Source organism: Caulobacter sp. LARHSG274 (genome assembly GCF_052871235.1).
This window is the reverse complement of sequence record NZ_JBIXJO010000010.1, coordinates 121,789-134,893: the sequence shown is the minus strand read 5'-3', so window position 1 is coordinate 134,893 and position 13,105 is coordinate 121,789. Positions and strand designations below refer to the sequence as shown.

The 13,105-nt window shown below is 71.6% G+C and carries 12 protein-coding genes and 1 tRNA gene; 5 read left to right on the top strand and 8 right to left on the bottom strand.

Annotation, left to right across the window (positions count from 1 at the left end; translation table 11 throughout):
* Window positions 1-81: 81 nt before the first annotated feature.
* From ACIPQB_RS16895 to tsaD, 4 genes are read right to left on the bottom strand one after another with little or no spacing between them, the layout of a single operon-like run.
* Window positions 82-447 (bottom strand): Rieske (2Fe-2S) protein, encoded by a 366-nt coding sequence (locus ACIPQB_RS16895; protein WP_446486417.1) that lies wholly within the window; start codon window positions 445-447, stop codon window positions 82-84.
* A 15-nt stretch (window positions 448-462) separates the two neighbouring features.
* On the bottom strand, window positions 463-744 hold the full coding sequence (locus ACIPQB_RS16890; protein WP_446486416.1) for a YciI family protein: 282 nt from the start codon (window positions 742-744) through the stop codon (window positions 463-465).
* Between the two features lie 16 nt (window positions 745-760).
* Entirely contained in the window at window positions 761-1,756 is a 996-nt protein-coding gene (locus ACIPQB_RS16885; protein WP_446486415.1) for an NAD(P)H-dependent glycerol-3-phosphate dehydrogenase, read from the bottom strand.
* Window positions 1,753-2,868, bottom strand: a complete 1,116-nt coding sequence (tsaD, locus tag ACIPQB_RS16880; RefSeq protein ID WP_446486414.1) for a tRNA (adenosine(37)-N6)-threonylcarbamoyltransferase complex transferase subunit TsaD — start codon at window positions 2,866-2,868, stop codon at window positions 1,753-1,755. Before tsaD ends, ACIPQB_RS16885 begins: the two co-directional genes overlap by 4 nt.
* Before the next feature lie 73 nt (window positions 2,869-2,941).
* On the opposite strand from tsaD, the gene hemC reads away from it, so the two are divergent.
* The 5 genes from hemC (at window position 2,942) to ACIPQB_RS16855 (ending at window position 7,277) form a co-directional block, all read left to right on the top strand.
* Window positions 2,942-3,898, top strand: coding sequence for a hydroxymethylbilane synthase (hemC, locus tag ACIPQB_RS16875; protein WP_446486413.1), 957 nt, complete (start codon window positions 2,942-2,944; stop codon window positions 3,896-3,898).
* Window positions 3,899-3,902: 4 nt separating this feature from the next.
* Window positions 3,903-4,616, top strand: coding sequence for a uroporphyrinogen-III synthase (locus ACIPQB_RS16870; protein WP_446486412.1), 714 nt, complete (start codon window positions 3,903-3,905; stop codon window positions 4,614-4,616).
* 43 nt (window positions 4,617-4,659) lie between these two features.
* Window positions 4,660-5,577, top strand: coding sequence for a COG4223 family protein (locus ACIPQB_RS16865; protein WP_446486411.1), 918 nt, complete (start codon window positions 4,660-4,662; stop codon window positions 5,575-5,577).
* Complete coding sequence (locus ACIPQB_RS16860; protein WP_446486410.1) at window positions 5,574-7,121, top strand: heme biosynthesis HemY N-terminal domain-containing protein; 1,548 nt, start codon at window positions 5,574-5,576, stop codon at window positions 7,119-7,121. Before ACIPQB_RS16865 ends, ACIPQB_RS16860 begins: the two co-directional genes overlap by 4 nt.
* An 80-nt stretch (window positions 7,122-7,201) precedes the next feature.
* Window positions 7,202-7,277 (top strand) — tRNA-Thr (locus ACIPQB_RS16855).
* A 71-nt stretch (window positions 7,278-7,348) separates the two neighbouring features.
* Here the strand turns inward: ACIPQB_RS16855 and ACIPQB_RS16850 are convergent.
* The 4 genes from ACIPQB_RS16850 to ACIPQB_RS16835 all read right to left on the bottom strand — a co-directional run bounded on the left by ACIPQB_RS16850 (window position 7,349) and on the right by ACIPQB_RS16835 (window position 13,011).
* Window positions 7,349-8,536, bottom strand: coding sequence for a GDSL-type esterase/lipase family protein (locus ACIPQB_RS16850; protein ID WP_446486409.1), 1,188 nt, complete (start codon window positions 8,534-8,536; stop codon window positions 7,349-7,351).
* Window positions 8,537-8,746: 210 nt separating this feature from the next.
* Window positions 8,747-9,367, bottom strand: coding sequence for a hypothetical protein (locus ACIPQB_RS16845; RefSeq protein WP_446486408.1), 621 nt, complete (start codon window positions 9,365-9,367; stop codon window positions 8,747-8,749).
* Between the two features lie 240 nt (window positions 9,368-9,607).
* Window positions 9,608-11,788, bottom strand: a complete 2,181-nt coding sequence (locus tag ACIPQB_RS16840; RefSeq protein ID WP_446486407.1) for a 3-hydroxyacyl-CoA dehydrogenase NAD-binding domain-containing protein — start codon at window positions 11,786-11,788, stop codon at window positions 9,608-9,610.
* 17 nt (window positions 11,789-11,805) lie between these two features.
* Window positions 11,806-13,011, bottom strand: coding sequence for an acetyl-CoA C-acetyltransferase (locus tag ACIPQB_RS16835; RefSeq protein ID WP_446486406.1), 1,206 nt, complete (start codon window positions 13,009-13,011; stop codon window positions 11,806-11,808).
* Window positions 13,012-13,105 lie beyond the last annotated feature (94 nt).

Genomic DNA, 13,105 nt, shown 5'->3' with positions numbered 1-13,105 from the left:
GGGCCGAGGATCGACCAAGAGGGGCTCGACCAAGAGCGGCGGAGATGCCCCCTATGGCCCTTCGCCGAGCCGTGGATCAGATCAGGCCGCCACGATGTCCGAGCCCTCGATCCGCACCGGCCAGGGGGTCAGGGCGACGTTCTCGCAGGGGCCGGCCACCATGGCGCCGTCCTCGATGCGGAACAGGGCCGCGTGGCCGCCGCACAGGATCAGGGCGTCGTCGCGGGTCAGGAACCGGCCGCTGGGGCCGGCCAGCGGCCAGCCGGCGTGCGGGCAGCTGTCGACATAGCCGACCACCGTCTCGCCCCGCCGCACCACGAAGCCGGCGAACACCGCCTCGCCGACCCGGAAGCGAAAGCCGCGCGCGCCGGGCGAGGCGATCGCGTCCAGCGCGCACAGCACCGCCCCGGCGGCGGGGCGGGCGGGATTGTCGGGGTCGGCGCGCATCGGACGGTGAAGGGCTCAGACGCTGCCGATGGCCAGCCGCCAGGGATGGACCTCGACGCTCTCGAACACGCCGGCGGCGGTGAAGGGGTCGTTGTCGGCCTGGGCCTGGGCGGCGGCCTTGTCTTCGGCCTCGACCACGATGATCGAGCCGATCGGGCTGCCCGCGTCGTCCAGCAGGGCGCCGGCCAGCTTCAGGGTCTTGCTGTTGTTCAGATAGTCCAGGTGGGTCGGGCGGGTCGCCAGGCGGGTGTCGAGCGCGCCGGGCTTGTCCTTGCAGATGATGGCGTAGAGCGGCATGGGCGGGGTCCTTTTCTCAAGCTTCGGTCTTCAGCGGCCGCGACAGCAGGCCGAGGATGGCGCTGTCGACATCGACCTCGCCGGCCAGGATGGCGGCGACGGCCTCGCAGATCGGGGTCTCGACGTCCAGCGAGCGAGCCAGGGCCCGGACGGCCGGGGCCGAGGCGACGCCCTCGGCCACCGAGACCTTGCCGGCCAGCGCCTGGTCCAGGGTCTGGCCGCCCCCCAGGGCCAGGCCGACGCTCATGTTGCGCGACTGGGGGCTGGAGCAGGTCAGGACCAGGTCGCCCAGGCCGCACAGCCCGGCCAGGGTCTCGGCCTTGCCGCCCAGGGCCACGGCCAGGCGGGTCAGCTCGGCGAAGCCGCGGGTGATCAGGGCGGCGTGGGCGCTGCGGCCCAGGCCCTTGCCCTCGGAGATGCCGCAGGCGATGGCCAGGACGTTCTTGACCGCCGCCCCGGCCTCGGCCCCGATCATGTCGGCGGTCCAGTAGGGGCGGAAGGTCGGGATGGCGATGGCCTCGCCGATCGCCTTGCCCAGGGCCTCGTCGGCGCAGGCCAGGGTGACGGCGGTGGGCAGGCCGCGGGCCACCTCGCCGGCGAAACTGGGCCCCGACAGCACCGCCAGGGGCGCGCCGGGCAGGGCCTCGGCGGCCACCTCGGTCATCAGCTTCAGCGTGCCCTGCTCGACGCCCTTCGAGCACAGGGCCACCGGGACGCCGGCCGCCAGGTGCGGCTTCAGCGCCCCCAGGGCGGCGCGCAGGTGCTGGGCCGGGGGGACAGCCAGGATCAGGTCGCAGGCGGCCAGGTCGGCCATGTCATGGGTGGCGCGGATCGCCGGCTCCAGGGCCACGCCGGGCAGGAACACCGCGTTCTCGTGGCGGGCGTTGACCGCCTCGACCACCTCGGCCTCGCGGGCTTGCAGGGTGACCGCCAGGCCGGCCCGGGCGCAGACCTGGGCCAGGGCGGTGCCCCAGGCCCCGGCGCCGATGACGCCCGCGTGCTTGAACCTCATGCCTTGGCTCCCTTGCGGCCGAATTTGTTGCTCGGATTGGACAGGGCCGCGGCCTCGTCGAGCGGCCAGCGCGGCCGGGCCACGGCGTCCAGGTCGTCGGAGATGCCGGCCGCCAGACGCTCGGCCCCGGCCAGGGCGATCATCGCGGCGTTGTCGGTGCAATAGGCCAGGGTCGGGGCGTCGAAGGAAAAGCCGTTGTCGTCGCAGTTCCGGCGCAGGGCCGCCTTGACCGCGCCGTTGGCGGCGACCCCGCCGGCGACCACGAAGCGCAGAGCCTGGCCGGGATGGCCGGCGGCGTAGAGCTTCATGGCCCGGTCGGTGCGTTCGGACAGCTGGCGGGCGATGGCGGCCTGGACGGCGGCGGCCAGGTCGGCGCGCTGGGCGTCGGTGGTCAGGGTTTCGGCCAGGCGGGCGGCGGCGGTCTTCAGGCCCGAGAACGAGAAGTCGCAGTCCTTGCGGCCCAGCAGGGCCCGCGGCAGGTCGAACTTCGTGGGATCGCCGGTGGCGGCCAGTTTTTCCAGGGCCGGACCGCCGGGATAGGGCAGGCCCAGGCTCTTGGCGATCTTGTCGAAGGCCTCGCCGGCCGCGTCGTCGATGGTCGAACCCAGGCGGGTGCAGGCCCCCACCCCCGCCACCTCCAGCAGCTGGCAATGGCCGCCCGAGACCAGCAGCAGCAGGAAGGGGTAGGGAATGTCCGCCCCCAGCCGGGCCGAGACCGCGTGGCCCTCCAGGTGGTTGACCGCCACCAGCGGCAGGTCGCGGGCCAGGGCCACGGCCTTGCCGAACGCCAGGCCGACCATCACCCCGCCGACCAGGCCGGGCCCGGCGGTGGCGGCGACGCCGTCCAGGGCCTCGAAGCCGAGCCCGGCGGCCCGCATCGCCTCGGCGACGACGCCGTCGATGGCCTCGACATGGGCGCGGGCGGCGATCTCCGGCACCACCCCGCCGAACGGGGCGTGCTGCTCGAACTGGGTGCCGACGATCGACGACAGCACCTCCACGCGCCCGTCCTCGCCCCGGCGCACGACGGACGCGGCGGTCTCGTCGCAGCTGGTCTCCAGACCGAGGATCGTCAGACCCTGCGTCAGGCCCGGGTTCTTAAGGGTTGTCATTCGGTTGCGGGGTTCCCGCCGCTCCTGTAGCAGCGAAGGCTTGTATTCGTTCCTTGCAGGTAACGCCCCCACCGTGTCCCGGCAACCCATCCGCATCGGCGCGCGCGGCTCCAAGCTGTCGCTGGCCCAGTCCGGCCTGATGCAGGCCCGCATCGCCGCCGCGCTCGGCGCCGGTCCGGGCGATGACCCGGAGGCCTTCGCCCAGCTGGTCCCGATCGTCACCAGCGGCGACCGCATCCAGGACCGCCGGCTGATGGAGATCGGCGGCAAGGGCCTGTTCACCAAGGAGATCGAGGAGGCCCTGCTCGACGGCCGCATCGACTGCGCCATCCATTCGCTGAAGGACATGCCGGCCGAGCTGCCGCCGGGCCTGGTGCTGGCCGCCACGCCCGAGCGCGAGGATCCGCGCGACGCCTTCATCAGCCATATCGCCGAGCGGCTGGAGGACTTGCCCGGGGGTGCGCGCCTGGGCACCGCCTCGCTGCGCCGCCAGGCCCAGGCCCTGCACGTGCGGCCGGACCTGGAGATCGTCATGCTGCGCGGCAATGTCGACACCCGCCTGGCCAAGCTGGAGCGCAGCGAGGCCGACGCCATCCTGCTGGCCCAGTCGGGCCTCAACCGCCTGGGCCTGGGACATCTGACCCGCAGCTGGCTGGACCCGGTCGCCGCCCCGCCGGCGCCGGGCCAGGGGGCCCTGGTCATCGAGACCCGGTCCGAGGACGTCGACCTGCCCTGGCTGGCGGCCGTCCGCTGCCCGGCCACGACGATCGCCGTCGCCGCCGAGCGCGGCGCGCTCTACGCCCTGGAAGGCTCCTGCCGTACGGCCGTCGGGGCCTATGCCCGGCTGGACGGCCTGGTCCTGACGATGATCGTCGAGGCCCTGACCCCCGACGGCGCCCAGCGCTTCCGCCGCGAGGGCGCGGTGACGCTGCCCGGCCTGGACGACACCGAGGGGGCCCGGGCCCTGGGCCTTGAGCTCGGCGCCGCCGTCCGCGCCGACGGCGGTCCGGCCCTGATCCTGACGGACTAGGCCGATGACGGCGACGCGGCGGATCTGGGTGACCCGGGCCTCGCCGGGGGCGGAGGCCACCGCCCGGCGCCTGGCCGCCCGCGGCTGGACCCCGCTGGTCGATCCGCTGCTCGTCGTGCGCGGCCTGTCGCCGGCCATCGACCTGGCCGGGGTCGCGGCCCTGGCCTTCACCAGCGTCAACGGTGTCGCCGCCTTCGCCCGGGCCTGTCCGGACCGGACGCGGCGGGTGTTCGCGGTCGGCGACCGCACCGCCCAGGCGGCCCGCGCCGCCGGCTTCGCCGAGGTCGCCTCGGCCGACGGCGACGTCGCGGCCCTGGCGGCGCTGATCGTCGGCGAGGCGGCGGGCCTGGAAGGGGCGGTGCTGCATTCCGGAGCCCTGGATCCGGCCGGCGACCTGCTGGGCCCCCTGGCCGCCGCCGGCCTGACCGCCCGCCGCCTGGCGCTCTATGAGACGATCCCACGCGCGCCGGCGGCCGCGACCTTGGCCGTGCTCGACGCACTTGAGGCGGTGCTGCTGCATTCGCCGCGGGCGGCGCGGGTCCTGGCCGCCCTGGTGGCCGATCATCCCGCGCCGCGTCTGCGGGCCCTGTGCCTGTCGGCCGCCGTCGCCGCGCCGCTGGCGGGGCTGGAGGCGGCCGGCGCCCTGGGTCCCGTGGCCGTCGCGCCGCGCCCGACCGAAACCGACCTGCTGGACCTGCTGGACCTGCTGGACCGCTAGCTGAGCGATTGCGCGGCGCGGCGGCGTGGGGCACGAATGGGCCATGAACGCCGCGCCCGATCCCGCTGACATCGCCGCCCCGCAGGACCCCGCCCTGTACGCGCGCCGCCACGTCCTGGGGCCCGGCTTCTGGGCGCTGATCGCCTTCGGCGTGATCTGCGTGGCCGCCGGGGCCGGGTTGGCCCGATTCGGCCCGACCTGGTTTGCGGGCGGCAAGGCTCCGGCCGCCGCCGAGCCGCCGCCGGCCGCCGCGGCTCCCCCGGCCCGCCTCGACCCGCCGCCCGCCGTCCCGCCCCAGGCCCGGGCCGAACCGGCGCCGACCCAGGACGTCGCCCGGCTGGAAGGGCGGGTGGCCCAGCTCGAAGCCGGCCAGCAGCGCGCGCTCGACGCCGCCGCCGCCGCCCTGGCCGCCGCCACCCTGGCCGACGCCGCCGGAACCTCCCGCCCATTCGCCGACGAACTGTCCAGCTTGGAGCGGGTGCTGCCGCTGTCGCCGGACCTGCGCGGCCTGGCCCGCCTGGCCCAGGACGGGGCTCCGACCCGGGCCGGCCTGGCCGCCGCCTTCGAGGCCCTGAGCGCCCGCGCCGCCGTCGCCGGACGCGCGCCGGGCCGCGACGCCGATTTTCTGGCCAAGCTGCGCCACGCCTTGTCGAGCATCGTCTCGATCCGCCAGGTCGCCTCGACCCAGGGCTCGACCCCGGACGCCGTGCTCAACCGCGCCCAGAAACTGCTGAACGAGGGTGACGTCGAGGGGGGCCTGGCGGCCCTGGAGCCCCTGCCCGCCTCGGCCCAGACGGTGCTGGCCTCGTGGCGCGCCGCCGCCGAGCGCCGGGTCGAGATCGACCGCCACGTCGCGGCGATCCGCGCCGACGCCCTGGCCGGCCTGGCCGAGGCGACCCGGACCCCGGCCCCGGCCTCGGGACCCTACACGACGGCGCCGGCCGAGCCGGTGGCGCCATGATCCGCGCGGCGATCGTCTTCTTCCTGGTGGCCGCCCTCGCCGTGGCGGTGGTCGCCCTGACCGGCGAGCCCGGCTCGGCCCGCCTGGACTGGATGGGCTGGCGGGTCGAGATGACCGCCGCCGCCGCCGCCCTGCTGACCCTGTTCACCGCCTTGCTGGCCACGATGCTGTGGCGCGGTCTGCTGTGGGTGGTCGAGGCCCCGCGCCGGGCCGCCCGGGCCCGGGCCGAGGCCAAGCGCAAGCAGGGCGTCGAGGCCCTGTCGCGCGGCTTCCTGGCGGTGGCGGCCGGCGACGGCTCCGAGGCCCGCCGCCTGGCCCAGAAGGCGGCGGACCTGGCCGAGGACGCCCCGGCCCTGATCCGGGTGCTGGCCGCCCAGGCCGCGGAGGCGGCCGGCGATCATGTCGCCGCCCGCCAGGCCTATAACGCCATGCTCGGTTTTCCGGAGATGCGGCTGGCCGGCCTGCGCGGCCTGATGCAGACCGCCCTGGCCGAGGGCGACAGGACCCTGGCCCTGCGCCACGCCGAGACCGCCTACGGCCTGGCCAAGACCGCGCGCTGGGCCTGGCGGGCCCTGCTGGAAGCGAGGCTGGAGGCCGGCGACTGGAAGGCCGCCCTCGACCTGGTCCAGGGGGCGCTGGAGCGCAAGATCGTGCCGCCCCTGGTCGCCGAGCGGGCCCGCGCCGCCCTGCTGGCCGCCTCGGCCGCCAGCCTGGAGGAGTCCGACGATCCCAGGACCCTGGCCCAGGCCCTCGACCTCGCCGCCCAGGCCGCCAGGCTGAAGCCCGACTTCGCCCCCGGCGTGGTGATGGCCGCCCGGCTGCTGGCCGCCGACGGCAAGGCCGCCAAGGCCGGAAGCCTGGTCGAGGCCGCCTGGAAGCTGTCGCCGCATCCGGCCCTGTGGCTGGCCTATCGCGACCTGAAGACCAATGAGACGCCCAAGCTGCGGGCGCTGCGGCTGGCGACCCTGGCCAATCTGAAGCCCGAGGCTCGCGAGAGCCGGCTGCTGAAGGTGGAAAGCGCCCTGATCGGCGGCGACCCGGTCGCCGCCCGCGCCGCCGCCCGGCTGCTTCCCGAAGAACCGCTGACGGCAAGGGCAGCCGGCCTGATGTCGCGCGTCGCCTACGCCAATGGCGAGGCCGACGAGGCCCGGGCCTGGATCGCCCGCGGCGCGGCCGCGCCGCAGGAGCCAGACTGGTCGGACCTCGACCCCGAGGGCCGGGCCTTCGCCTACGCCCGCGACGACTGGGCCCGGCTGACCCTCAGCTACGCCGAGACCGGCGAGCTGATCCATCCGCGCTTCGAGCGCCGCGAGCGGACGATGAGCGAGCTGCCGGAACTGCCCTCGGCCTATGCCGAGTCGACGCCGTTCGTCCGCGCGGCCGAGACCGGCGGGGCGCTGATGCCCATTCCGGACGACCCCGGCATCGGCCCCGGCGGCTTCGACGCCGCCGCCCCGGCCGGGGACGAAACCGACGGTCCGGGACCGCGTCGCGCCGGCGGTTCACGCCGACGCTTGGCAAGCGGCCCGCGCGCCGCTAAATAGGCCCCTCCTCGCGCCGGGCGGTGATTTGCCGGGCGGGAGGCACCAGTGTCCGACGGGCCCTCGCGGCCCCCGTACGAAGCGCCGCTTTAGCTCAGCTGGTAGAGCACCTCATTCGTAATGAGGGGGTCACAGGTTCGAGTCCTGTAAGCGGCACCACTTCCCGTATATCGCTATGTTGTGGCTCATAGCTCTTCGCGCGTCGCGACGGTCTTGTCGTAGAGACAAGCTTAGTGCGCGCGCCAACCGGTCAGGGTCTCGACCGCCTTGGTCACATAGGCGGCTATCTGGCGATGGTCCTCGGCGCTCGCGTGATAATCGCAGGCGCTGTTTTGCGGCTTCAGGCCCGGCATCATCGACAGGAAGCTGAGCTTCCTTATCCCCTCACGCTGTGTCGCGGCCTCGATGCTCTCCTGCGACAGTGTATACATGCGGATCACATCGGCGTCGGTCTGTACGGCCATATCCGGCCACCCGACGATGATCGTCGCATCGGGCGTCTGTCGATGAAGGCCGATGACGAACTGCGCGAAGGCCTCCGTCCATTCCTTGGCCAGGACGGGAAGCGACGTCCAGCGTTCCCCGGCTTTCACATCACCGTAAAAGTCGTTCGCCCCCAGCATGACGAACATCACCTGCGGGCGCCAACCATTGTCGCGATAAAGCAGTCCGCGCTCGCGCACCGCATAGCGATAGGCATGCAGCATCGTGTCGTCCGGCCATTGCCCGCCATAATTGCGGATCAGGCCGCGTCCGGAAATGGCGTTGACCTGATAATCCGCGTCGAGGCGCTTTGCCACCAAGGCGGGATAGGCGATCTGCGCATCGCTCCTCAGGCGAACTTCCTCCTGGGTGCATGCCCGCGTCTCCGAGCGGATGCCGTAGCCGGTCATGCCGGAGTCGCCGATAAATTCGATCCGCCTGGCTCGAGGTTCGATGCGATGGATGCGCGCGCTGGGGGGCGCGTAAAAACCGTCGAAGCTGGCCGAATGGTCAATGCTTTCGGTCACCTTTTCCAGGTGGACGTGATGAAGGCCCGCCGGCAAACCCGTAACCGAATATTCAAACGCGCCGGGCTGGGCTATCCGTTGAGGAGGTTGTCCGTCGATCGACAACCGATATTCATTGTAGGGGTCGTCAAATTTGAGAACCAGCATATCGCCCGAGAACGACGTCTCGAAATAGACGCCGGGCCATTGGTGAAGGTAGCGTTTGGCTCCCCCAGGCAACGGTCCGGAGAGGGGGCTAATCGAAACCCTGCCTCCGACGTGCACAGGCAGGGTGCGCATGGCTTTTGTAACGACGGGGGTCGACTTGGCTACCCTGACCTCTTGGCCGAGCAGCGCCGTTGGTGCACACAATACTGCCATAGCCGTCGGCATGCACAATACTGCCATAACCCATAATTTGGCGCGCATGCCCCCTCCCTGTAACATCGGTGTAATGCAGAGGGCGGAGTTCTGGTGTTGTCAACAGATTTGCGGACGTAAAACGCTGCGTGACGGACGGCGTCATTCTCCAAGTCCATCACAAGGAATACATCGCAGGTCGAGAGCGGCCTTCGTTCTTGAGTATTCGGCAACGACGTCAGTTCGCTGAGGTCGGACCGTCCGGTGGGCGGCGCCCTCTCAGTCCCAGCCCTTGATCTTCTTCTTCTTGCCCAGGGCGAACAGGCCCGGATAGGGGCCCTTGCCGGTGCGGTAGAGGCACCAGTCGTCGTCCTTCTTGCAGTCGCCGTCGAAGGCGGCCTTCTTATCGGGGTCGATGGCCGCATAGAGGGCCGGGCCGTTCTTGTTCTTGGCCCCCAGCTTTTCGGCGCAGGCGTCGCGTTCGGCCTTGGTCAGCTTGAGGATGTCGGCATGGTCGCACCCTCCGCCCTGGCGGGCGGCCTGGCGCAGGGCCTCGCCGCCGCCGGTCAGGGTCCCACGGGCGGTGAAGCCGGGCGGGGCGACGATTTCGCCCGACGGCGCGGGCCGGGTCGGCGCGATGACGATCGGCGCGGGCGCGGGGAGCCGCGGCCTAGGGCCGGACGTCGAGGATGCGGCCGGCCGGATCGTGGGGCGCTCTTCGGCGCGAGCCGTCGATTTCGGCGGCGTCTTGGCGGGGTCCAGCAGCTCGACCTGGACGCTGCGGGGTTCGACCAGGGTCGGAGGCGGCGGCACCGCGATCAGCAGCGCCCAGCCCAGCAGGCCATGCAGCACCACCGACGCCGTCCCGACCATCAGCCACCGCCGCTGCGCCGGTTTCATCGAACGGGACCGCGGCTGGCGCGCATGCAGGTCTTCCTGGCGTTCCGGCGCGGCGTCGCCGTCGCGGCGGTTGGACCAGGGACGGGTCAGAGGCGGGCACGATCTCACCCGGCGCAGCTCTAGGGTCCTGGTGCGGCGGGACCATGGCGGCGGCGCGACGGCGGCGCAACAAAGGCGGGCGCGCAAGCAAAAGGGCCCGGCGTCGCCGCCGGGCCCTTCCGTCGTGGCTGAAAGGCCGGCCTAGGCGGCGGCCTTTTCCTTGACGCCGAAGCGGCCGTAGAAGGTCTCGCCCTTGGCGGCCATGTCGCGCAGCAGCTGCGGCGGGGCGAACCGGGCGCCGTGCTTCTGGGCCAGGGCGTCGCAGGCCTCGACGAACCTAGCCGCCCCGATCCCGTCGATCAGGCTGACCGGGCCGCCGGTCCAGGGCGCGAAGCCCCAGCCCAGGATGGCCCCGACATCGGCCTCGCGTGGGTCGGTGATCACCCCTTCCTCGAAGCAGCGGGCGGCTTCCACGGCCTGGCGATAGAGCAGGCGGACGCGGATCTCCTCGATGCCGGCCTTATCGACCTCGGCGATTCTGACCGGGGCCAGGTCGGCCAAGCCCGGCCACAGGGTCTTGGGACCCTTTTCCGGATAGTCGTAGAAGCCCTTGCCGTTCTTGCGGCCATAGCGGCCCTCGCCCTCGACCATCTTCTCGATGATCGCAGTGAAGGGGCGCTCCTCGTACTTGTCGCCGAGGTCCTTCTTGGTCTGCTGGGCGATCTTGTAGGACAGGTCCAGGGCGACGTCGTCGTGCATCTCCAGCGGGCCGCGGGGCATGCCGGTGGCCCGGCCGACATTGTCGATGATGGTCGGGGCGTAGCCGTCGGACAGCAGCTCCATGCCCTCCTGCACGAAGGTGCCGAAGCAGCGGCTGGTGTAGAAGCCGCGGCTGTCGTTGACGACGATCGGGGTCTTCTCGATCTTCAGGACGTAATCGATCGACTTGGCCAGGGCCTCCTGCGAGGTTTGCTCGCCCATGATCAGCTCGACCAGGCCCATCTTGTCGACCGGCGAGAAGAAGTGGATGCCGATGAACGAGGCGGGACGGACGCTGGCCTTGGCCAGGCCGGTGATCGGCAGGGTCGAGGTGTTGGAGCCGAAGACGGCGGTGTCGGCCAGCTGGGCCTCGGCCAGCTTGGTGACCCCGGCCTTGACCTCGCGGTTCTCGAACACCGCCTCGATGACCAGGTCGCTGCCCTTGACCTCGGCGTAGTCGGCGGTCGGATGGATCAGGGCCAAGACGGCCTCGCCCTTCTCGGCTGTCATCTTCCCGCGCGAGACCGCCTTCTTGACCAGGCCCTCGGCATAGCCCTTGCCCTTGTCGGCGGCTTCCTGGGTCTGGTCGATCAGCACCGTCTCGATGCCGGCCATGGCCTGGACGTAGGCGATGCCTGCGCCCATCATGCCGGCCCCGAGCACGGCGACCTTCTTGACGTCATAGTGCGGCACGCCGGCCGGACGGCCTGAACCCTTGCCCAGCTCCTGGAGAGACAGGAACAGGGTGCGGATCATGCCCTTGGCCTGGGGCGACATCAGGGTCTTGAGGAAATAGCGGGTCTCGATGCGGATGGCCGCGTCGAACGGAACCTGCAGGCCCTCATAGACCGCCTTCATGATGTTCAGCTGGGCGGGGTAGTTGCCGTAGGTCTGCTTGCGCAGCATGGCGTTGCCCATGATGAACACCTGGCTGCCGCTGACCGAATAAGGGCCGCCGCCGGGGATCTTGAAGTCCTTCCTGTCCCACGGAGCGACCGGGTCGCCCTTGGTCTTGACCCAGGTCTTGGCCGCCTCGACCACCTGGTCGGCGGGGACGACCTCGTGCACGACCTTGAGGCCCAGGGCCTCGGCCGGCTTCATCGACTTGCCTTCCAGCAGGTAGGGGGCCGCGGCCATCACCCCGACCAGCCGGGTCAGCCGCTGGGTGCCGCCGCCGCCGGGCAGCAGTCCGACCTTGGCTTCGGGCAGCGACAGCTGGATCTTGGGATTGTCGGCCACCACGCGATAGTGGCAGGCCAGGGTGAATTCCAGGCCGCCGCCCATGGCCAGGCCGTTGATCGCCGCGGCCACCGGCTTGCCGCCGGTCTCCAGGGCGCGGAAGGCCTTGTTGAGCGCAAAGCCGGTGTCGAACGCCGCCTTCAGGTCGGCGCCGAAGCCCTCGGTGTCGCCCAGTTCGCCCAGGTCGGCGCCGGCGCAGAAGCCGGTGGTCTTGCCCGAGGTGATCACCGCGCCCTTGATGGCGGCGTCGGACTTGATCGTCTCGGCCAGCTCGCCGATCTCGCGGATCACCGAGGCGGTCAGGGTGTTCATGCTGCGGCCGGGCACGTCGAAGGTGACCAGGGCGATCCCGTCGCCGTTGACCTCGATCTGGAAGTTTTCCATGGTGTTGTCCTCGGGTCCTAGACGCGTTCGATGACGGTGGCGGTACCCATGCCGGCGCCGACGCACAGGGTGAGCAGGGCGGTTTCCTTGTCGGAGCGCTCCAGTTCATCCAGCATGGTGCTGACCAGCATCGCCCCGGTCGCGCCCAGCGGATGGCCCATGGCGATGGCGCCGCCGTTGACGTTCATCTTGTCGTGCGGGATGTCCAGCGCCTGCATCATCCGCAGGACCACGGCGGCGAAGGCCTCGTTCAGCTCGTAGAGGTCGATGTCCTTGACCTCCATCTTCAGCTTCTTGAGCAGCTTCTCGGTGACCAGGGACGGGCCGGTCAGCATGATCGACGGCTCCGAGCCGATCGAGGCCATGCCCTTGATGCGGGCCCGGGCCTTCAGGCCCAGGGCCTCGCCGATCGCCTTGGAGCCGATCAGCACTCCCGCCGCCCCGTCGACGATGCCCGAGCTGTTGCCGGCATGGTGGACGTGATTGACCTTCTCGATCTGCGGATAGCGCTGCTGGGCCACGGCGTCGAAGGCCATTTCGCCCATGCCGGCGAACGAGGCGTTCAGCGAGGCCAGGGTCTGCATGGTCGTGGCGCCGCGTACGGTCTCGTCGTGATCGAGGATGGTCAGGCCCAGCTGGTCTCTGACCGGCACCACCGACTTCTTGAAGCGACCGTCGGCCCAGGACGCCGCCGCGCGCTTCTGGCTCTCCACGGCGTAGGCGTCGACGTCGTCGCGCGAGAAGCCGTAGAGGGTGGCGATCAGGTCGGCGCTGATGCCCTGCGGGGTGAAATAGGTCTTGAAGGCGCTGGACGGGTCGGTCGGCCAGGCGCCGCCGTCGCTGCCCATCGGCACCCGGCTCATGCTCTCGACGCCGCCGCCGATGGCCAGCTCGGCCTCGCCGGACATCACCTTGGCCGCGGCCATGTTCACGGCTTCCAGGCCCGAGGCGCAGAAGCGGTTGATCTGCACGCCAGCGACGCTTTCGGCGTAGTCGGCGGTCAGGACGGCGGTGCGGGCGATGTCGGCGCCCTGCTCGCCGACCGGGGCGACGCAGCCCAGGACGACGTCGTCGACCTTGGAGGTGTCCAGGTCGTTGCGGTCGCGCAGGGCCTCCAGCACCTGGGCAGCCAGGGACAGGGCGGTGATCTCGTGCAGAGACCCGTCCTTCTTGCCCTTGCCGCGCGGCGTGCGCACGGCGTCGAAGATGTAAGCGTCGGCCATTGTATGGCTCCTTCCTGCTTAGGCTTAATGGGGGCGCCGGACGGACGCCGGCGGGCGGCGCATCCGGGTGGAAAGGGTGTCGGCGGCGGGCGGA